The sequence below is a fragment of the Paenibacillus sp. R14(2021) genome, from assembly GCF_019431355.1.
In the GTDB taxonomy this organism is placed as follows: domain Bacteria; phylum Bacillota; class Bacilli; order Paenibacillales; family Paenibacillaceae; genus Paenibacillus_Z.
This window is the reverse complement of sequence record NZ_CP080269.1, coordinates 4,621,864-4,640,692: the sequence shown is the minus strand read 5'-3', so window position 1 is coordinate 4,640,692 and position 18,829 is coordinate 4,621,864. Positions and strand designations below refer to the sequence as shown.

Annotated in this window: 20 protein-coding genes; 7 read left to right on the top strand and 13 right to left on the bottom strand. The window is 56.7% G+C overall.

Features of this window, described 5'->3' with window-relative positions; all coding sequences use genetic code 11:
* Nucleotides 1–18: 18 nt before the first annotated feature.
* The 3 genes from KXU80_RS21665 to KXU80_RS21655 are packed head-to-tail and all read left to right on the top strand — an operon-like array spanning nt 19 to nt 883.
* Nucleotides 19–318: a zinc ribbon domain-containing protein gene (locus tag KXU80_RS21665; RefSeq protein ID WP_219835218.1), complete on the top strand. Its 300-nt coding sequence runs from the start codon at nt 19–21 to the stop codon at nt 316–318.
* 53 nt (nt 319–371) lie between these two features.
* A complete protein-coding gene (locus KXU80_RS21660; RefSeq protein ID WP_219839282.1) occupies nt 372–551 on the top strand; it encodes a hypothetical protein in 180 nt (59 codons plus the stop codon).
* A 29-nt stretch (nt 552–580) separates the two neighbouring features.
* Nucleotides 581–883: a transposase gene (locus KXU80_RS21655; RefSeq protein WP_374987714.1), complete on the top strand. Its 303-nt coding sequence runs from the start codon at nt 581–583 to the stop codon at nt 881–883.
* Nucleotides 884–1,008: 125 nt separating this feature from the next.
* Here the strand turns inward: KXU80_RS21655 and KXU80_RS21650 are convergent, their stop codons facing one another.
* The 9 genes from KXU80_RS21650 to KXU80_RS21610 all read right to left on the bottom strand — a co-directional run bounded on the left by KXU80_RS21650 (nt 1,009) and on the right by KXU80_RS21610 (nt 10,304).
* Nucleotides 1,009–1,899, bottom strand: coding sequence for a helix-turn-helix transcriptional regulator (locus tag KXU80_RS21650; RefSeq protein ID WP_219835217.1), 891 nt, complete (start codon nt 1,897–1,899; stop codon nt 1,009–1,011).
* A 69-nt stretch (nt 1,900–1,968) separates the two neighbouring features.
* Nucleotides 1,969–3,081 carry a substrate-binding domain-containing protein gene (locus KXU80_RS21645; protein ID WP_219835215.1) on the bottom strand — a complete coding sequence of 371 codons (1,113 nt, stop codon included), beginning with the start codon at nt 3,079–3,081 and terminating at the stop codon, nt 1,969–1,971.
* Nucleotides 3,081–3,575 carry a hypothetical protein gene (locus KXU80_RS21640; RefSeq protein ID WP_219835213.1) on the bottom strand — a complete coding sequence of 165 codons (495 nt, stop codon included), beginning with the start codon at nt 3,573–3,575 and terminating at the stop codon, nt 3,081–3,083. The genes KXU80_RS21645 and KXU80_RS21640 overlap by 1 nt, the downstream gene beginning before the upstream one ends.
* Before the next feature lie 5 nt (nt 3,576–3,580).
* Nucleotides 3,581–3,892, bottom strand: coding sequence for a hypothetical protein (locus KXU80_RS21635; protein WP_219835212.1), 312 nt, complete (start codon nt 3,890–3,892; stop codon nt 3,581–3,583).
* Complete coding sequence (locus tag KXU80_RS21630; protein ID WP_219835210.1) at nt 3,889–4,953, bottom strand: ABC transporter ATP-binding protein; 1,065 nt, start codon at nt 4,951–4,953, stop codon at nt 3,889–3,891. The genes KXU80_RS21635 and KXU80_RS21630 overlap by 4 nt, the downstream gene beginning before the upstream one ends.
* Nucleotides 4,950–6,020: an ABC transporter ATP-binding protein gene (locus KXU80_RS21625; protein WP_258171094.1), complete on the bottom strand. Its 1,071-nt coding sequence runs from the start codon at nt 6,018–6,020 to the stop codon at nt 4,950–4,952. The genes KXU80_RS21630 and KXU80_RS21625 overlap by 4 nt, the downstream gene beginning before the upstream one ends.
* 12 nt (nt 6,021–6,032) lie before the next feature.
* Nucleotides 6,033–7,199, bottom strand: coding sequence for an ABC transporter permease (locus KXU80_RS21620; RefSeq protein WP_219835209.1), 1,167 nt, complete (start codon nt 7,197–7,199; stop codon nt 6,033–6,035).
* Complete coding sequence (locus tag KXU80_RS21615) at nt 7,196–8,194, bottom strand: ABC transporter permease (protein WP_219835205.1); 999 nt, start codon at nt 8,192–8,194, stop codon at nt 7,196–7,198. Before KXU80_RS21615 ends, KXU80_RS21620 begins: the two co-directional genes overlap by 4 nt.
* Before the next feature lie 88 nt (nt 8,195–8,282).
* On the bottom strand, nt 8,283–10,304 hold the full coding sequence (locus KXU80_RS21610) for an ABC transporter substrate-binding protein (RefSeq protein WP_219835204.1): 2,022 nt from the start codon (nt 10,302–10,304) through the stop codon (nt 8,283–8,285).
* A 475-nt stretch (nt 10,305–10,779) separates the two neighbouring features.
* Here KXU80_RS21610 and KXU80_RS21605 point away from each other — a divergent pair, with 475 nt between their 5' ends.
* Complete coding sequence (locus tag KXU80_RS21605) at nt 10,780–11,619, top strand: phytanoyl-CoA dioxygenase family protein (RefSeq protein ID WP_219835203.1); 840 nt, start codon at nt 10,780–10,782, stop codon at nt 11,617–11,619.
* Nucleotides 11,620–11,727: 108 nt separating this feature from the next.
* On the opposite strand, the gene KXU80_RS21600 is transcribed toward KXU80_RS21605, so the two are convergent.
* Together KXU80_RS21600 and KXU80_RS21595 are read right to left on the bottom strand one after the other, a co-directional pair.
* Nucleotides 11,728–12,765 carry an FUSC family protein gene (locus KXU80_RS21600; RefSeq protein WP_219835202.1) on the bottom strand — a complete coding sequence of 346 codons (1,038 nt, stop codon included), beginning with the start codon at nt 12,763–12,765 and terminating at the stop codon, nt 11,728–11,730.
* Complete coding sequence (locus KXU80_RS21595) at nt 12,762–13,949, bottom strand: DNA alkylation repair protein (RefSeq protein WP_219835201.1); 1,188 nt, start codon at nt 13,947–13,949, stop codon at nt 12,762–12,764. The genes KXU80_RS21600 and KXU80_RS21595 overlap by 4 nt, the downstream gene beginning before the upstream one ends.
* 113 nt (nt 13,950–14,062) lie before the next feature.
* Between KXU80_RS21595 and KXU80_RS21590 the strand changes: the two genes are divergently transcribed.
* Nucleotides 14,063–15,025, top strand: coding sequence for a diacylglycerol/lipid kinase family protein (locus tag KXU80_RS21590; RefSeq protein ID WP_219835199.1), 963 nt, complete (start codon nt 14,063–14,065; stop codon nt 15,023–15,025).
* Between the two features lie 24 nt (nt 15,026–15,049).
* Here KXU80_RS21590 and KXU80_RS21585 read toward each other — a convergent pair whose 3' ends face one another.
* A complete protein-coding gene (locus KXU80_RS21585) occupies nt 15,050–16,852 on the bottom strand; it encodes an ATP-binding protein (protein ID WP_219835198.1) in 1,803 nt (600 codons plus the stop codon).
* 168 nt (nt 16,853–17,020) lie between these two features.
* On the opposite strand from KXU80_RS21585, the gene mscL reads away from it, so the two are divergent.
* Together mscL and KXU80_RS21575 are read left to right on the top strand one after the other, a co-directional pair.
* Nucleotides 17,021–17,515, top strand: a complete 495-nt coding sequence (gene mscL, locus KXU80_RS21580; RefSeq protein ID WP_219835197.1) for a large conductance mechanosensitive channel protein MscL — start codon at nt 17,021–17,023, stop codon at nt 17,513–17,515.
* A 2-nt stretch (nt 17,516–17,517) separates the two neighbouring features.
* On the top strand, nt 17,518–18,171 hold the full coding sequence (locus KXU80_RS21575; RefSeq protein WP_219835196.1) for an NUDIX hydrolase: 654 nt from the start codon (nt 17,518–17,520) through the stop codon (nt 18,169–18,171).
* Here KXU80_RS21575 and KXU80_RS21570 read toward each other — a convergent pair.
* Nucleotides 18,095–18,766, bottom strand: a complete 672-nt coding sequence (locus KXU80_RS21570) for a hypothetical protein (RefSeq protein WP_219835195.1) — start codon at nt 18,764–18,766, stop codon at nt 18,095–18,097. The two genes, KXU80_RS21575 and KXU80_RS21570, sit on opposite strands and share 77 nt — an antisense overlap.
* Nucleotides 18,767–18,829 lie beyond the last annotated feature (63 nt).

Here is an 18,829-nt window from a genome sequence, read left to right as displayed (position 1 = left end):
AAGGGGGACAAGTACAATATGATGAATACGATTGCAACCAGTATTGTCCTAATTCTTGCGGGCGGGCTTGTCGCAATCATGATCTATGTCATAAAGCTGTCGTCAGACGATTCCGGCAAGCAGTCGGAGCTGAAGCAGTTCGTGGAGGCGCTGTTCGGCGGCTCTTCCGCTCGCCAGGAGCAGTCGGCGGAGCAGGAAAGCGCCGCTGCCCGGCTGCCGGACGATGCCAATCCCTTTCAAGAGCCCTGCCCGGCCTGCGGCGAGATCGTTACGCACCGGGATGTTGACTGTCCGAGCTGCGGGCTGCGGCTCGTTTAATGGCATGCGCACATAGTTTGGACGCTCCGGTGGCAAACTGAAGGTGGATTTTCATGACTTATAGCGATCAGGAGGCTGCAACCATCATGATGTCAGGCGAACAACCTTCCCATTTGCAGCGTAAAGCGAGCCAGGCACAAGCCAAGGCGGATCAATCCGGTTCGGGCAAAGCCGCGGCAAGCAAAGCGCAATCCGAGGCCGACCGTGCCGCCGTTCCAAAGCACGGCCTGTAGCCGACAGCCGATGAGACCAGGAGGAGAGCATGATGAACGAAAGCGAACGAAACGGCCATTATGAAATGGAGCCCGTGTCCGGTGAACAAGTCGAAGTGGATGGCACTTACAAGAACGATTGGGGACGAGAAGAGAAGCTGAACCGCGGCGACGTGTTCCCGGCCGATCCGCAGCTCGGAACGACAGAGTGGCAGCTGGTCCAGCTGGATTACGACAATCACGAGTTTGGCGAGACCGATCCGCGTCTTGTGCCGAAGAAGAAGACTACGGCGCTCGAAGCCCATCTGCAGCATCCGCGCCGCCATCCAGACGATACGAAGGAAGACAACTGACGGTTTATCCAAAATAAACGCCCTTGCATGCAGGCTGAGTCAGCCGAAATGCAAGGGCATTTTGTTTGCTAAGGAGGAACCTTCTTGCCCAAGCAGCTGTGAAGGGGCAAGAAAGATTATCTCTGTCAAGGTTCAATCGCCGACAAGCTGCGAACGGATGTCGGGTTCTGCTTGATTTCGCTTGGAGACAGACCTGTCGCCTTCTTGAAGCTGCTGCTGAAATAATGGACACTTGTATAACCGAGGCTCTCGGCTATTTTCTCGATCGGGTCGCCTTTGAGTAAAGCCGTCTTCGCCTGCCTTACCCGTTCCGCGATGAGGTACTCCTTCGGATTTTGTCCTACCTCTTGGAAGAACAACCCGGTGAAATAGCTCGGGTGATAGCCGCACAGCTCCGCAAGCTCGCTTACCGACCACTGCATGCCCAGGTTGTCCCGAATCGCGGCGAGCGCAGGCTCGATCTTGCTCAGCAGCGCGCCTTTATTCTGACGGGCGAGCTGCCGGATGAGCAGCATGAGCAGCTCCATCAGCAGCGCCCGCAGCAGGAAGGGGTAGCCCGCTCCCTCGTCATGGTACTCCTTGACCATGCGGATCATAATGGAATCCAGCCCGACCGTTGAAAAATGATGCGGGATCTCCACCTCTCCCACGCCTGGAACGAATACGCTGCAGTCCTCGGGAACCGCGTTCAGTGATCTCGCCGGCACGTCCTTGATATGATAGGCGGGATGCTCGGGCCTCGGCGATGTCTCATGCCAGGAGAAATGGAAGCTGAAATATTCGGTCGGTCTCTCGACTGATAGGTAATGCGGGCTGTTCGGTCCGTAGAACACGCTCTCCCCAGGACGTATACGGTAAGATTGCCGTCCCAGCTTGAGCAAGGCTTCTCCGGACACGATCGAGAATATCTGCCAATCCGGAATCGTCCGGGGACCCCACTGATCCCCCGCCTGAGCCCGGTCCCGGCTCGCGAAATTCAATCTTGGCGTCAACTCCATCAAATTATCGATATGCATGAACGATCGCCTCCCGAAGATAGGCTTGGTAAGTTGAAATAGACGGACATGTGCGGCATGTGCCGTTCATTAGGTTAGGCTCCGCCCGGAAACGGAATCGCCTGCAGCAGCAACCTTTCCGCCCGCGAACGTCGAGGGTCCGCTGCGGCACTCAGGCGGGGGCATGACCGAATGACGATCGATAAGCCGGCACGGAAGCAAGACCCACTGCACATCATCTTCGCCGAACAACATCCTTACGGCCTGCTTTCCCATTTCCGCGAACGGCTGCACGATGCTATTCGGCGGCATGACCAAGTACGGAGACGAATCAACTTCCCCCATGACGAACAGGGATAGCTCCGTTGGAATATGGATTCCGATCTTCATTGCCCAGCCTAGAACCGCGAGGCCCGACGTGTAGTCCGCAGCAAACACGGCGCTGCAGCCGGGATGCTCTCTCATCCAGCACCCGAACAGCCCTTCAACGTCCGTCGCGTATTCAGGGCGATACACGATCCATTCCTGATCCGTTTCCAGTCCGTATTCGTGCAAAGCGTCCTCGTAACCGCGCGCTTTCTGCTCGTAATTGGGCAGACCGCGCTGCAAACCGAACAACAAGATGCGCCGGTGTCCCGCAGCAAGAAGCTGGCCGACCGCCTTACGCGTACCTTCTCGCGTGTCGGAACTTACCCATCTTCCGCCCGACTCCCGAAATTCCGAGCCCAATACGATGAATCGATCGCCGCGCAATGCCGCTTTTGTCAGTTCGGGGTAGTCCGACAACCCAGGCGTAATGATGATCCGATGATCGAGATTGATGAACCTTCCGGGATCCTGCACATTGGCGAAATCTACGGGAATCCCAAATGTTCCGGCGGCCTCACGGATGCCCTCGATCATCTTCAGCACGGAGTCATATACGCTCTCGTTGAAGCTGCACAGCAGGACGGACAGGGTTCGGGGAAGCTCTGCCCGCTCGGCAGCAGCCGGGTTGACGAACGTCCCCCTCCCTTTCTCGGCATACAGCTCGCCCTCGAGGATCAGCTCCTGAATCGCACGGTTGACCGTCGCCCAGCTGCAACCGTACTGTTCCGTAAGCTTCCATCGTCCAGGCAGCGAAACGTTAGGAAGAAGTTTCCCGGTACGGATCAACCGCACGATTTCGCGCTTTATCATGAGGTAATGTGGTACTTCTCCCATTACGTCCTCCTTGCCCAGGGCTTGTTGTCTTTGGTGGCATGGTCAGCGATCCGTCGCGCATGAAAGTACCGGCAGAGCGCATACAGAATAGCGGCAAGCACCGCCTCGAGGGCAACCGGAAGAACCGAGCGGATCGAGATCTCCGCAGCGCCAAGCAGCAAGCGGATCGCTTGGCTGCACGCCAGCAATCCGAGCAGCAGCGCGCTCATCTGCATGATCCTGCTGATCAGCATACCGCGGACGGCGCTCCGATACAGCATGTTCTGCATGAGAAAAACACCTGCCAGCCATAGAAGGCCGAAGCCGATAAACGCAAACGTCTTGATCGCATCCCACGACCATGTGCTGACGCTGCTAATGGAGAGTGCGATTTCTACCGCATGCTGGAGCGAAAGCCACAGGAGCAAAGCGAGAAGGGACGGCACAAGGACGAGCAGCCACGAGAGAAAAGCGGCGTTGGTCTTCCGCCTCTCCTGTCTGAGATAGGGGTCCAATCACGTCACTCCTTCCGGGCCGTTCTGGCGTTCTCCAAACAGGTCAGCAGCAGCGTGCGGGTTTCATCGCTGTCGACCAGCCGCGTCTTGCGGACATACTCCGCCAGCTTCTTTACTTGTTTCTCCGTTTCCGCGGGACGCTTCGAGCCGTCTGACCAAATCTTCGGCAGCCTGCCGGTATCCATGATTTCCTCCAGCAGCCGGTGCTTCTGCCCGATCACGCGATTGACCGCGAAGCGCACGAACAGCACAGTGCCGAACATAAAGGCAATCATTGCCGCGATGTAGAGGAGGATTGCGCCGATGAGGGGACTCATAAGCTCTTAGCTCCCTGGAGGGTCAACTCGTCGGCAAAGTGGCACGCGACGAAATGATCCTCCCCTACCCTTCGCCACTCCGGCTTCTGAATGGCGCAAATCTCCTTCGCATACGGGCAGCGCGGATGGAAATAACAGCCCGACGGCGGTTTGGCGGGGTTCGCGACTTCCCCCTTCAGGATGATCCGTTCGGTTTTCTTCCGGGGATCCGGTACCGGTTTGGCGGATAGAAGCGCCTCGGTATACGGATGGCGCGGCCTTCGGAACAGCTCTTCGGTGGAGCCCGTCTCCACCATCCGGCCGACATACATGACACCGACGCGGTCCGAAATATGCCGAATGACCCCCAGATCGTGCGAGATAAAGAGATAACTGAGGCTCAGCTGCTTCTGCAGATCCTGCAGCAAATTCAGAATCTGAGCTTGTACGGATACGTCGAGCGCACTGACCGCTTCATCGCAAACGACAAAGCGCGGATTCGTCGCGAGCGCGCGGGCGATGCCGATTCGTTGGCGCTGGCCGCCACTGAACGCATGAGGATAACGGTCCATATGACGACTGTTCAGACCTACCAGTTCGATGAGCTGGCGGACGCGCATCCGAAGCTCATCGCCATGCGCAAGCCCGTTGCAGATCAGCGGCTCCGCCACAATGTTTTGAACGGTCATCCGGGGATTGAGGGAGGAATAGGGATCCTGGAAAATCAGCTGCATATCCCTGCGGAGCTTCCGCATTTCCTTATTATCCAATTCGTTAAGGTCGCGTACGCTACCTTCCCGATCCTTGAACATCATGAGCCCTTCTGTCGGCTCGATGGCGCGCAGCACGCAGCGGCCCAGCGTCGTCTTCCCGCAGCCGGATTCGCCGACAAGCCCGAATGTTTCGCCTTGGCGGATATAGAAGCTTACATCGTCGACGGCCTTGACGTAGCCCTCCGTCCGCTGAAGAAAGCCTTTCCTAATCGGAAAATATTTTTTCAGCGACTGCACGTTCAAAATCACGTCATCCTGCTCGGCTTCCCTGCCGGCTACGTGCCCAAGATCGGATTCTTGCACGCTCATTGCTTCGCACCTCCGGTACTCTGGTCTTCTGCGAATAGACAGCGCACGTAATGGTTGTCTTTCACCTTGACGAGCGGGATTTCCGCCGCATTGCATACGCCTGCCTGTGCCTTCGGGCACCTTGAGTAGAACCCGCAGCCCGCGGGAAGGTTCATCGGATACGGGACCGACCCCTCAATGGATTCAAGCCGCGTATTCCGCTGTGCCACGGACGGAATGGAATGGAGCAGCGCCTTCGTGTACGGATGCCTTGGGCCATAGAACAGCGTGTCGACATCGGTGTATTCGACGACCTTGCCAAGATACATGACCGCCACCTCGTCGGACATTTCGGCAATAACGCCAAGGTCGTGCGTGATGAAAACGACCGACGTGCCGAGCTTCTCCTTCAGCTCGTTGATCAGCGTCAGCACTTGGGCCTGTACGGTCACGTCCAGCGCTGTCGTCGGTTCATCCGCAATCAGAATCTTAGGATGCGAAGCAAGCGCCATGGCAATCATCGCGCGCTGCCGCATGCCGCCGGACAGTTGGTGGGGATACTCGCCCAGCCGCTGCTTAGGGTTCGACATCCCGACGCTGGCGAGCGTCTCGAGCGCGATCTCCCTCGCCTCCTTCTTGTCGTTCGTCCGATGCAGCAATATAGCCTCCATGATCTGATTGCCGATCGTATGAATGGGCGAGAATGCCTTCATCGGCTCTTGAAAGATCATGGCGATCTCTCCGCCTCTTACGTTCCGGATCTCTTTGCCATTCGCATCCAGCTTCACCAAATCGACGACCTCCGCCGTCGATTCGCCGCCATTACGCTTGAGCAGAATTTCGCCATCCACCTTGCCCGGCTTCGGCACGATCCGAAGCAGCGCCTGCGAGGTGACGCTCTTGCCGCAGCCGCTCTCCCCGACGATGCCGAGCGTTTTCCCTTTGCGGATGACGAGGTCCACGCCATCCACGGATTTGAGCTTCCCTTCGTCCAGATGGAAGTGCACCTTCAGGCCGGTAACTTGCAGAACGACGTCATCGTCCTCGATACTAGCGGCCATAGGCCGGTTCGGCATCTCGATACTCATCGCGCGGCCTCCTTATTTGTAGGGATCGGCTGCATCGCGAAGCCCGTCTCCCAGAAAATTGAACATTAAGACAGTAATGATGATCAGCGCTGCAGGCCATAGCAGCCAAGGATGGTGCGCCAGCGTCTCCAGGTTCTGCGAATCCTGCAGCAGCACCCCCCAGCTGACGACCGGCGGAGCAAGCCCGATCCCAAGGAAGCTGAGCGCGGTCTCTCCGAGAATCGTCGCCGGGATCGACAGCGTAACTGTCACGATTGTATAACTGGCAAACGACGGAAGCAGATGCTTTCGAATGATCCGCAGATCGCTCGCGCCGGCCAGCCTCGCCGCCATCGTAAAATCCTCTTCCCGCAGTGACAGAATCTTGCCCCGTACGACGCGCGCCAGCCCGGTCCAGCCGATGATCGAGAAAATGATGACCATGCCGAAATAGATCTGGAGCGGCGACCAGTCCCGCGGAAGCGCTGCAGACAACGCCATCCATAACGGAATCGTCGGAATGCAGATCAGGAGGTCGATCGATCGCTGTACGATGGTATCGGTCACGCCTCCGAGATAACCCGACAGACCGCCGAGCAGCAGTCCGAGGATCAGTGTCAGTACGATCCCCAGCACCCCGAAGGAGAGCGAGATTCGTCCGCCGTACAGCATGCGGGACAACAGATCGCGCCCAAGGTCGTCCGTCCCGGCGAGGAACAGCGGGGCTTTAGCATCCTTTAACCCGAATAAGTGAATATCGCTCTTGAATAGTCCCCACATCGTGTATTCTGGACCTTTAACGAAAAAGTGAATGTAATATTTCTTCGACGTATCGGCTTGAAACGTCCGCAGGAAGGTTTGCTCGTTCACCTTCATTTTCATATCGTAAACGAACGGCCGCAGGCTGAAGCCCGTTGTTTTGTCGTAGAAGTGGAGCGTCTGCGGGGGCGCGTTCTTATATGCGGTGTATCGGTCAAGCGTCAGATGCGGCGACAGAAATTCACAAAATACCGCGGACATGAACAGCAGGATAAGAATAATGCCTGCCGCCATGGCGACCTTATGCTTCTTGAATTTCCACCACATCAGTTTCCACTGGGAGGCCACCTCGTAAGCATCGTCCGGCTCGGCCGTCTTCGGAAATCTTCCGAGACGGAACCATCTTCTCTTCTCCGCTTTCGTCGGTACTGCGGTATTCAATCAGCAACCCCCCCAAACCGGATACGCGGGTCCAGCCATGCTAGCAGAATGTCGGATATCAGTGTTCCGATTACGGTCAGCACGCTTACGATCAGCAGGAAGCTGCCCGCGAGGTACATATCCTGGAACATCAGCGCCCGGAGCAGGACTGGCCCGGTCGTTGGCAGATTCATGACAATGGACACGATCGCTTCGCCGGAGATCAGAGCGGGCAGCGTCCATCCGATGGTGCTGATAAGTGGATTGATCGCCATGCGGACCGGATATTTGAACAGGAGCTTCGTGCTCTCGACTCCTTTGGCGCGGGCGGTGATGACGTATTGCTTGGATAGCTCGTCGAGCAGCATGCCTCTCATCACGCGAATCAGGCCAGCCGTGCCGGACATGCCGATGATGACGACTGGCAGAACCAGCCTCGGAAGCATATCCATCACCTTCGCCATACTCCAAGGCGCATCCACGTATTCCGGCGAGAACAGGCCGCTTAACGAGACGCCCGTGTTGACAAATACGACATACAAAACGACCAGGGCCAAGAGGAATCCAGGAACGGCGAGACCGATGAACCCGATAAACGTGAATACGTAGTCGAGGATCGAATACTGCCGCACAGCGGAATAGATGCCGATCGGAATGGCGATAATCCAGACGAAAATCAGCGAGACGACGGAAATGACCATGGTCAGCATCAACCTTCCGCCAAGAACCTCGGACACCGGCTGATTCCACTGGAACGAGCGTCCCAAGTCGCCCTCCACAAGGATGTTTTTCATCCAGACGAGGTACTGGACGATGAACGGCTGATCAAGCCCATATTGCCTTTGCAGGCTCAGAATCGTGCCGGCATCCACTTTCGTGCCTGATAATTCAAGCTGCTGGATATACGTGGACAGAAAGTCGCCCGGCGGCAGCTGGATGATGAAGAACACAATGATGCTGATTGCGATCATCAGCGGAATCAGTTGGAGAACGCGATAGCCGATATAATTGAGCATGTGTTCCCTCCTCTCAACAATTTTTCATACGGCAAAGCCCAGGCGGCAATAGTGCTGCCGTTGCTCCTGGGCGGTGCCGAGCTTGATCTTACGGGGCGAAGAACAACTGCTCGCCTGCATAATCGGTTGCCACTGCAAGTGCATTCTCGTTCCCGACATTGTGCAGCTTCGCGTTCACGATCAGCGGCTGTTTCACGTTCTGAAGCGGTACGATAAAGTAGTACTTGTCGCCAATCGCTTTCTTGATTTCATTGTCAACAACCGCCTTGGCATCTTGCGGATTGGAGACGGACGCTTTGGCGAGACTCTTGAAGAATGCCGCAACATCATCCGGCGGCTTGATGCCTTTCTTCCCTCCGGAAGAATTGTACAAATCCCAGGCCGTGCCCCAAATTCCCTGTCCCCAGTCACCGTAATACCACATCGGGTCGGCCGCCCACATGACCGTAGCCTTCAGTTCATTCGCCTCACGGCGCTTGCCCCACAGCGCCCCGTCGATCTTCTTCATCGTGACATCGAGGCCAAGCTGCTTCCACATCTCGACGACAAGCTCGGTCATTGGCACGATATCGGGTGCCTGCGCTCCGATTTCAATCGGAATCGTGAATTTCTTCCCGTCCGGTCCGGTACGGAAACCGTCAGAGCCCTTCGTCATGCCCATTTCGTCGAGCAGCTTGTTGGCATCGTCAATGTTGTAGGTCGAATCCTGCCAGCTGTTCGGCTCCGCGAAGCCGTAATAGATCGAATCGATCATTTCATTACGATCCAGCGCGAGGCTAAGCGCCTTGCGGAACCGCACATCGTTCACGACCTGCGCCCAGTTCTTGTCGTTGTAGCTCATGTTCAGGTAAATGTCGGTCGGCGAAACGTGAAGATTGCTGAGCAGCGCCTTGAAGCCCTTGTCCTCGTTCTCGCGGTACAGCGGCATCTTGATCAGGGACGCCGATTCGCGGGAGAAGTCCACTTCGCCTGCGATCGTCTTCAGCGTGACCATCTCGATGTCCTGTACGAGCGTGCTCTGGATTTTATCGATATAAGGCAGTTGGTTGCCCGCTGGGTCAACCTTAAAGTAGTACGGGTTACGTTCGAAGGTTGCCGCTGTGTTCGTCTTCTTCGTCATCATCCACGGATAGAGCACGGGGAATCCGATGGACTTGGGGTTCGTGAGCTCCCAGTTCGTGATATCCTTGTCGTTGAAGAGGTTCACCCACTCGCCCTTCTTGAATCCGGCTTTCTTGATTTCCGGTTCCAGCGAAGCGACATCCGTGTATTTCTTGTGGAATTTCTCGAGGTAGTGCGCCGGCTTCAGCAAATCCGTGTATCCGCGCCATCCCTGGACAGCAAGGCTCAATAAGAAACCGCCATACGGCTGGTCGAAGCTCATCTTGAAGGTGTATTCGTCGATAAGCTCGAACGTGAACGGCTTGCCGTTCGGATCGCCCGCCGCGTTCAGCCAAGCGGGGAAGATCGGCGTTAGCTCCTTGTTGAACAGAACATCCTCGACGGCGAAGCGGACATCTTCCGTCGTTACCGGCTGGCCATCCGACCATTTGAGGCCTTTGCGCATACGGAAGGTAAAGGTCTTCTCGTCGTCACTCATTTCATAACTCTTTAACACGTTGCCCGTGACTTCCTTCCCAAGGAGGCCCGGCGTGTTCAGCAGCGCCTCGTCGTTCATGATGAATACGTCCGCGTCCCAGTCAACGACCGAGGTAACGGTGCGGAGCGTGCCGCCGTAAGTGCCGATTTCGTACTTCAGCAAGTCTTCCGGCATCTCGTTCGTTATCTTATAGTCTTCCGGCAAACGGTCCTTCACGGGAACCGAGACGCTGCCCAGCATCGGCGACTGCTTGAATTCGGTCAGCGTGCCCTCCGCCGGCGCCGCGTCTCCGTCCGTTTTCGTGGCATTCGTATCGTTCCCCTGCTTCGTATCCTCTGCTTTCGTATCCGTTTTGCCCGTGCCTCCGGCGTTGTTGTTACCCTTGGATGCGTTATTGGCAGCCCCGATATCGGTGCCTCCGCCTCCGCCCTCGCATCCGCTTAAGACAGCCGTCAAAATAAGCAAGACGGCGAGCAGCAGCGCGATCGGTATCATCTTCTTTTTTCTCATAGACATCCTCCAACCCGTATTGTTTGGTGTACCATGCAGGCCAGCCTTGTTCAACATCGATGTCGGGGTCGAATAAGTGAAGTTAGAAAGCGTTTACATAATAAGTTGGCAGTCGATCGTTCCACCTATATATATAAGTTTGCGCAAGTCTGCGGAACGACCGGGAAAACCGCGCGATCGACGAATCCTCCCCTTTTCAAGAATTGCCTCATCGGCACATGATTGCGCTATCATCATACATAACAGGCAATTCCCATGTATTTAGGAAAATAGAAGGTTTATTTGTGTTTTTTCCAGATTCCGCTTCGTTTGACAGAATGATTTTCGATTCGACAGGCCTCCGTTCCTCTGGCATCCCCCCGTAAATATTGAAATATCGCAAATCTATATGGCTTTATTCTAAATACAGGCGGGCACTGGTTTAGTACGATGAAATTGTTGACCTATCCATTCGAATCTGTGAGGTGCAGTCTCTATGCTGACGCAAAGCAAGATCGAAGAATTCGACCGAAACGGTTTTCTTAAAGGGGATGTCGTGCTTAGCGAGGAAGAGGTGGAGGTACTCCGCCGCGAGCTCGACGACGTCATGGAAGGCAGGTCCGTTAAGAAGCCTGTCTTGAACCACAACATGCTCGAAGGCGGCAAGCTCTACGACAATATGAAAATGACCGTCAGCGAACGTGTCGTCCAGATCGTGAATATCTGGATGGCAAGCGACGCCTTCTTCAATCATGCGGCCAACACGCGCATTTGCGAAGAAATCGCGCAGCTTTGCCGGACCGGCGAAGTCCGCGTTTGGCATGATCAGATCCAATATAAACCGCCCTTATCCGGAGGGCCCACAGGCTGGCACCAGGACCACCCGCTGTGGCCGATCATCCAGCCCGCGGATTTGGTCAGCGCTTGGGTGGCGCTCGACGACGCCATAATCGAGAACGGATGCATGTGGATGGTGCCGGGCAGCCACAAGTGGGGCAACCACCAGAAGCACCTGGCAAGCACGAAGGAGTTCAAGCCCTATCATAAACAGCCGGAGCTCCTGCCGGATGGCGCGGTCGTGGAAGCCGTACCGTTCGAAATCAAAAAAGGGCAGGTCGGTTATCATCACAGCCTGACCTGGCACGGCAGTCCGCATAATCGATCCGATATGAAACGCCGCGCAATCGCGGTCCACTATATGCCGGGCCATACCCGCTATGAACCTCACGCCGATCATCCCATGCACAACTACGTTACGGTGAAGGCTGGCGAGCTGCTCACGGGCGATCACTTCCCGCTCGTCTACACAACCCGCACGACCGAACTCTCCGGCTGAGAGCTTGCAGCCGGTCGAACAACCGGACATGCACGAAAACACGCAAAAAGCCATGCAGCGCATGGCTTTTTGCCTTAGAATCATGGTTCCTCCCTGTCGGCCGAGCGATTATCCAGCTTCAGCTTCAGTCTCCCGCCGGTGCAAGACCTGATCAGTTACCCGGTCGAGCCGGCGCAGATGAAAGGCGTATTCCAGCATGGCGGACGCAACGAAGACAAGCCGCTTATGGTTATCGGGATCCTGCTGCAAATAATCACTGAGCTGCCTGATCAAGCGGGATTCCCGCTCCTCTTCCGGCTCGATGGCGGCGTTCGGCTTCATTTTGCCTTCCAGCTTGAGCAGAATATGCTCATGATATTTGGCCAATTCTTCGATCTGGCTGTCGAACCGGTTCGCCCACGTCTCCGCATCCGCCATGGCGAAATAATGTTCTTCCACCACGTCAAGCAGGCTGACGCCTTGATGCAGCGCCTTAATCATATGCCTCGATAAGATGAGCTGTCTGGCATTCGCCTGCTTGCGGCCGCGCAAAAAGGGCCGCTCCTCCTCGAATAACCGGTAGACTTCATCGAGCTTGCGAAGCGTGCCCTGCAGCTTCTCTTTCTCCTCGCGGTGCACGTCCTCCCGCATCTCGTTCGATATCGCCATCCGCAGCAGCAGCGACAGCTGGCCGTAGGCCTCATGGACCTGCCCGACAAACTGCTTGCGCGGGCGCGGCGGGTAAACGAGCAGATTAACCGCGAAGGCGGCACCCATTCCCGTCAGAACCATCAGAAACCGCTCCACCGCAAACCACCAGCCGGCCGTGTTCGCTTCCATCACGGCAACGACCGTTACGAGCGTAAGGCCAATCGTGCTTTCCATGCGCAGGCGGATGTTGATCAGAATAACGATAATGCAGACGATGCCAAGCGCAATCGGCGTCTGGCCGAACAGCCGGACCGCGGCCAGCGCCACCGCCGCGCCCAGCACATTCGTCTGCAGCTGATCCACCACCTGCTGCCATGAGCGGGAGATGGACGGCTGAATCGTGAAGATCGAAGCGACCGCCGCGATAATTGGCGAAGGGAACGCAAGCAGCGAGCTTAAGTAGACGGCCAGCGCGACCGCAAAGCCCGTCTTCAAGACGCGCGCGCCGATCGTCATGCTTCTCCGCTCCCTCCGCCCAATGTGCCGACGGCAGCGTTATTCGTCGCTTGAACGGGTGCAGGCTCTGCTGCCGTGTTCAGCGAATCGTGCAGCAGCACGGATGTTTCCGCGACCGGCGTGCCGTTCACAACGAGCGCGATCCGGTGAAGGCCCGCATAATGCTTCCGGGTCGACAGGTTCTTCCAGTCGAGCAGCTTCACGTTGTTGACCGCCGAGCCGGGTCTTAGCGTCTTATCGCTGAGCAGGAATCGCTTCTGCGACGTCTTGCCGCCCGATTTCACGTAGCTTACGCCAAGCTCGATTCGCAGCCGAAGCGGATCGCCGTCCCCATCCGCAAGCCGCAGGCTGTAGCGCAGCTCGCTGCTGCCGCCGATGACGGCCTCCTCCTGCAGTGCATGAATGGCTGCCGAAGCAACGGCGCTTGCGGCCGCATCCTCCTCGTAGCCGAACAACGCCAGCACTTCAGGGTCCGCCGCCTTGATTAGCGAACGGCAGCCGTGACGGACGATCCAGTCCGTGAACGCGGTACTGCCCTTCCATTCGGAGGCAATCGCTTTGACGACGGCAGGGTTGTCCTTGGCAATGTCGTTCAAGTTGTTCGCCACGCTCTTGCGCACATAGAGCGAAGGGTCGGCTTTCAGCTGCTCCAGAATCGGCAGGATCGGCGATGGGTCGCGCTTGAACATCGGCAGCATCTGTCCCCAGGGCAGGCGCGGCCTGCAGCCTTCGCTGGCGAGCCGCCGAATATGCTCATTCTCATGCAGCGACCATGCCTGCATCCGAGCCATGGTCCGCTCGGTATCCTGCATGATGAATGCGCGAATAGCAAACTCCGCAGAGGACTGCGAAGTGAATTTCTCCAAGGCGTCCATGGACCGTTCCCAGTCGTGCAGCCCGTACACCTCTACAAAATCAGGGAAAAATAAATAAGGAAATCCGCTGCATTCCTGATGAATCGCAATCAATACGGCAAGCGCTTCCGGGTATGCATCTGGCAGCTCCGCCCCAAGGGACGTCGCAATCCGCCGAATGCGGGCCTTGAGCTCCAGCGCTTCCCAGCCTTCGCCTGTGACGCGCTGGACGAAGCGTTCCCCATCGAACGGCGCCCACGCGGAAGTTACGCGCGCCGCAAACTGCCGCAGAAACGGCAGGTCGTACATCGCTTTTAATGGTTCGGCCATCTTCATTCTCGCCTCCTCCCGCTATTATAGCCCATACCTTGCCGCAAAAAGAAGTTTGCAGCCCCTGATTTCCCCCGTATAATGAGTCCATTACAGAAAAAAGAGGGGCACCTATGTGGATATTTGCAGTAAATGAGAAATCCGGCGGCGGCCGTGGACGCAAAGCATGGCGGATCGTGGAAGCCGAGCTGAAGCAGCGCGGCGTGCCGTATACGGCCGTGCTTGCCGCATCGCCGGAAGAGGCCTGCCGGGAGATTGCCGGCTTGCTTGAACGCTATAGCCATCCATCCGAAGATGGAGCGCATTCCTCCGTGAAAGCGGTTGCAGTTATTGGAGGCGACGGCACGATTCACAGCATTCTGCCCGTGCTTCAGGCTGGCGGCGTACCGCTCGGCATCATCCCGGCCGGCTCCGGCAACGATACCGCGAGAGCCTTTCGTCTACCGAAGCGACCGCTGGAAGCGCTTCGGATTCTGCTTCAAGGCAGCCCCGTGCCGATTGACCTTATCGCGCTGCGTTCGCCGCTCGCGCCAGCGGACATGCCTGCTCGGCCTGTGCTGACCGCGCTCGCTGCCGGCTTCGATTCCGCCATCGCGGCAGCAGTGAACCGTTCAGCACATAAGAAGCTTTGCAATGCTGCCGGCGTCGGCTCGTTCGCTTACGTAATCGGCCTCTTCCAAGTGCTGCTCACCTATCGGCCGTGCCCCATGTCTGTTACCGTCGATGGTGTCCGCCATGACTATTCGCATGGCTGGATGGCAGCCGTCTGCAACGTTTCCGCCTACGGCGGCGGGCTGCGCATCTGTCCAGACGCTTCGCCGTCCGACGGCCTGCTGGATGTATGCGTCGTCCATTCCTGCACGCCGCTGCAGCTGCTGCGTTTATTTCCGACGCTGCTTCAAGGCACCCATGTGCGCCTGCCCTACGTCACGCTGCTTCGTGGTCGAGCCATTTCCGTGGAAGCGCAGGAGACAGGAAGATCTTCACCGATTGCCGTCTACGGTGACGGCGAACCGGCCGGCCAATTGCCCCTATACGCAGAAGCAGCCGGCAACCGCATCTTCGTGCTGCGGTAACCGGCCTGCTGATTGAGGATGGATCTATGAAGCGCTCTCGCTGTCCTGACGAAGCCGGTGAATCTGGGTCGCCTTGCTTCGCTCCGATTCCGCAGCGTCGCCCGGCTCTTGATAGGGCAGAATAATATCGAACGTTGTGCCTTCTCCAAGCATGCTCCTTACCTCGATGCTGCCTTGGTGATTGTCGACGATTTTGTACGTGACCATAAGACCAAGCCCCGTTCCCTTCTCCTTCGTCGTGTAGAAGGGCTGACCGATCTTCGCCATCTGATCCTGCGAGATGCCTGGACCCTTGTCCGCGATTCTCGCAATGATCCGCTCGCCCTCGCGCAGGCAGATGACTTTAATGCTGCCGCCGTCCAGCATCACCTCGATCGCATTCTTGAGCACGTTGATGAATACCTGCTTCAGTTGATTCTCCACGCCGCGCACCCAGAGCGGTTCGTCTCCGAAACTCGCTTCGATGACGATATTGTGCAGAATCGCCTGGGCTTCCAGCAGCGTAATGGTGTCGGCCATGATATACCGTATATCCCGATTAGCCAGCTCGTAAATCTGCGGCTTAGACAGCATCAGCAGCTCGCTGACGATCGATTCAATCCGGTTCAGTTCCGACTTCATAATATCGTAATAATTCTTGCCGCTTGTTCTGCCCGATGCAATGAGCTGCAGGAACCCTTTCAGCGACGTCAGCGGATTGCGGATTTCATGGGCGATCCCGGCGGCCAGCTGCCCTGCGACATACAGCTTCTCGGAATTAATCAGCAGCTCCTCGTTCTTCTTGCGCTCCGAAATATCCCGGATGATGACCTGCCTGATCGGCTTGCCTGATAGATTCGTGCTGGATTCAATGACCTCCGTGTTCAGCGACTTGCCATGAACGGTGAACCAATCCATCTCCAAGGGCGTCTGATGGCCTTCCGGCTTGGACGCGTACAGCAGCCGCTTCATCGCCGCGTGGTGCTTTGGCTGCAGATGCAAGTAGATGCTCTTGCCGAGCATGACTATCTCGTCCTTCGCCCCGAACATTTCAAGACCGGAGCGGTTAATATATTCCCAGCGTCCTTCATGAATAATCGCAATCATATCGATGGAGTTCTCGACAAGCAGCCTGTAGCGTTCATTCATGGTCACGTACCTGCGGTCAACATAACGGGCAACGAGGCTAAGTCCGAAAATAACCATGGTCGCCAGCCCAAGCACGATGGACAGCAGCTGCATGTAATCGTTCAGCCGGTCGGCCGTCAGCACGATGGTATCGATCGCCGTGACGGTTTCCAGTCCGAGCAGCTGCATGATCATACCGGATATGCCGAGCAGAAGACCTGGCAGGAGCAGCGACCCGCTTTTGCGTTCGAACAGATAGAACGAGCATGCCGTGCCGGTAAAGCTGAACACGAACGTGAAGAACGCGAAGCTGAAATCGATGTTGAACCCTTCCACCTGATGGCTGAGCAGCGCCGAGTAGAGCATCAGATTGGTCCCAAGCGCCATCAGCAGACTGCTGGCGAATAAGCGGACGGGATAGACCGCGCGCGAGCCGAGAACCCGGAAGGAAACAAAAACGCTGGCCATGATGCCCACCAGCTTGACGATAATAGTCCAGTCGATCATGATCATGGAATTCGAAGTCAACAAGATAATAATGTGACTGACCCATAGGCCCAAGGCATAGACAAGTGCTCCGCTCAGCCGCCAATAGTGCTGCATGGCGCGTACCATCTTCTGGTGTCCGATCATGCTGTAAATGGTGATGGAAGCAAACAAATGAATCGCCAGCGCAAGCACCAGCAGCATCCATTTGTCGCCGATCATAAGTTCACTCATCGGGTGTCTCCGTTTTCATTGATTTAGTCGTTCACGGTCTGAGATTCGACATTTTCCCATAAAATCCTTTTTTACACGACAAGTAATCTCGTGTTCGACAAACACGATTCTATGCTTTTGCGCTCGCTTGCTAGTTGGTTATAATAGAGTACGAAAAGGAGTGAAATCATGGTTAAAATTTTAAAAGAGTTTAAGGAATTCGCCGTGCGCGGCAACGTGCTCGACCTTGCGGTCGGGGTTATCATCGGCGGTGCTTTCGGTAAAATCGTCACCTCGCTTGTCAACGATATCATCATGCCGCCGATCAGCAGACTGCTCGGCAGCGTCAACCTTGTGGACCAATTCATTCAGATATCCAAGCTCGACACCGAGCAGCCGCATACCTTGGCCGATGCGCAGAAGGCATCCGTTTCCGTTATCGCATACGGTAATTTCCTGAACGTCATTCTCGACTTCACGATCGTCGCATTCTGTATTTTCCTCATCGTTAAAGGAGCGAACACGCTGCGCCGCCTCGGTCAGCCGGAAACAGCCGCTCCTACTGATCCGACGGACAAGACCTGCCCGTACTGCTTGTCCAAAATTCCGATCAAAGCGACGCGCTGCTCGCACTGCACCTCCCATTTGGATGCAGAGCCCGAGCTTGAGGGAGGCTTGTCCTAGCCATGGTCAGTCCACTGCAAGACGAAGAAGAGGAGCGGTTCGATTACTACGACGAAGCCGGCGCTTGGCTCGGCACCGCTCCGCGCAGCGAGGTCCATGCCCGCGGCCTCTGGCACCGCTCCATACACTGCTGGCTGGCGCGCAGCGAGAACGGCCGCAGGCTCGTCCTGTTTCAGCAGCGTCACGCGGATAAAGATACGTTTCCGCTGCACTTCGATATTACCGCCGCCGGCCATCTGACCGCAGGAGAGACGATGCAAGGCGCAGCCCGCGAAATTCAAGAGGAGCTTGGCGCAGCTATCCCGTTCGATGCGCTGCTTCCATTCGGCGAGGCGCGCAAGGAGGCCGCCGGAACGGCACAAGGCATGTCCTTCCTTGACCGCGAGATCAGCGGCGTATTCGGCTTTGTCTATGAAGGTTCGCTGTCATCGCTTACACTCCAGGCAGAGGAGGTCGCCGGCATTTACGAAGCGGAGCTGGGCGACATGATCGCCTTGTTCGAAGACCGGCTGCATGAGGTGCGCGCAGCCGGCTTCGAACTTGATAGCAGCGGCCGTCCCGCCGCCGCAGAGGCGCTGGTTAGGGCTTCCGATTTCGTGCCGCGTCCAGCTTCTTACTACTCAGGCGTATTCCGCGCTTTGCTGCTCCATTTGTGAGCGGCAAGGCCGGCGCCTGCTTCAGGCTCATGATGCGTCCCCTCTTCGCTCGTAACCCCGGTATTTCCCTGCTGCCCGCGCCCCTTGATTTCCCGGCAGACCATGCCCGATTCCCTCGCGCAAGGCCCTGAGCACGTTCCCAATTCGCATACCACTGGTCGATCATACCGTGGATGTTATAGAACATCGTGCTCCGAGGCGCGATGTCGAAATCATTTAATGCTTCTTCGCCGAAAGCTCTCGCCGCTTCCTGATGAATGCACCCGTGCAAATTCGATCCCTCGATAAACAAGCCGAGCTGGTCGAGCGTTGCAAATGAACGCGGGTTGTACAGCACCCTTGCTTCGGCTCCTTGGTTGTAGCAGGACGATCTGCGGATGACCTCCGGCACGCCCTGCCATGCGGCAACAAGCTGAGGGTCGTAGCCCTGCTGAACGTACCACTGCAGCGCTTTGGTGATGTATTGCCGGTGAAACTGCAAGAAATTCTGTCCGTACCCCGTTGGCAGCTGCGACGGGTCATTAACGTGATTGGCATGATGCCAACGCATATGCTCCTGCAGAAGCGATGACGGAAAATTCGGAATTAACGGCATACCTGTCCCTCCCTCTCCTCGCATCCTTTTCAACCTAGCTTATGCCTGGCATCCCGGAACGGT

Excerpts from the sequence above, each read along its gene's own strand:
- KXU80_RS21595 (WP_219835201.1), bottom strand. The coding sequence starts at position 13,949 with ATGGCCGAACCATTAAAAGCGATGTACGACCTGCCGTTTCTGCGGCAG.
- KXU80_RS21655 (WP_374987714.1), top strand. The coding sequence starts at position 581 with ATGATGAACGAAAGCGAACGAAACGGCCATTATGAAATGGAGCCCGTG.
- mscL (WP_219835197.1), top strand. The coding sequence starts at position 17,021 with ATGGTTAAAATTTTAAAAGAGTTTAAGGAATTCGCCGTGCGCGGCAAC.
- KXU80_RS21630 (WP_219835210.1), bottom strand. The coding sequence starts at position 4,953 with ATGAGCGTGCAAGAATCCGATCTTGGGCACGTAGCCGGCAGGGAAGCC.
- KXU80_RS21590 (WP_219835199.1), top strand. The coding sequence starts at position 14,063 with ATGTGGATATTTGCAGTAAATGAGAAATCCGGCGGCGGCCGTGGACGC.
- KXU80_RS21575 (WP_219835196.1), top strand. The coding sequence starts at position 17,518 with ATGGTCAGTCCACTGCAAGACGAAGAAGAGGAGCGGTTCGATTACTAC.
- KXU80_RS21570 (WP_219835195.1), bottom strand. The coding sequence starts at position 18,766 with ATGCCGTTAATTCCGAATTTTCCGTCATCGCTTCTGCAGGAGCATATG.
- KXU80_RS21645 (WP_219835215.1), bottom strand. The coding sequence starts at position 3,081 with ATGGGAGAAGTACCACATTACCTCATGATAAAGCGCGAAATCGTGCGG.
- KXU80_RS21650 (WP_219835217.1), bottom strand. The coding sequence starts at position 1,899 with ATGCATATCGATAATTTGATGGAGTTGACGCCAAGATTGAATTTCGCG.
- KXU80_RS21615 (WP_219835205.1), bottom strand. The coding sequence starts at position 8,194 with ATGCTCAATTATATCGGCTATCGCGTTCTCCAACTGATTCCGCTGATG.
- KXU80_RS21665 (WP_219835218.1), top strand. The coding sequence starts at position 19 with ATGATGAATACGATTGCAACCAGTATTGTCCTAATTCTTGCGGGCGGG.
- KXU80_RS21605 (WP_219835203.1), top strand. The coding sequence starts at position 10,780 with ATGCTGACGCAAAGCAAGATCGAAGAATTCGACCGAAACGGTTTTCTT.
- KXU80_RS21660 (WP_219839282.1), top strand. The coding sequence starts at position 372 with ATGACTTATAGCGATCAGGAGGCTGCAACCATCATGATGTCAGGCGAA.
- KXU80_RS21585 (WP_219835198.1), bottom strand. The coding sequence starts at position 16,852 with ATGAGTGAACTTATGATCGGCGACAAATGGATGCTGCTGGTGCTTGCG.
- KXU80_RS21600 (WP_219835202.1), bottom strand. The coding sequence starts at position 12,765 with ATGACGATCGGCGCGCGCGTCTTGAAGACGGGCTTTGCGGTCGCGCTG.
- KXU80_RS21625 (WP_258171094.1), bottom strand. The coding sequence starts at position 6,020 with ATGAGTATCGAGATGCCGAACCGGCCTATGGCCGCTAGTATCGAGGAC.
- KXU80_RS21635 (WP_219835212.1), bottom strand. The coding sequence starts at position 3,892 with ATGAGTCCCCTCATCGGCGCAATCCTCCTCTACATCGCGGCAATGATT.
- KXU80_RS21610 (WP_219835204.1), bottom strand. The coding sequence starts at position 10,304 with ATGAGAAAAAAGAAGATGATACCGATCGCGCTGCTGCTCGCCGTCTTG.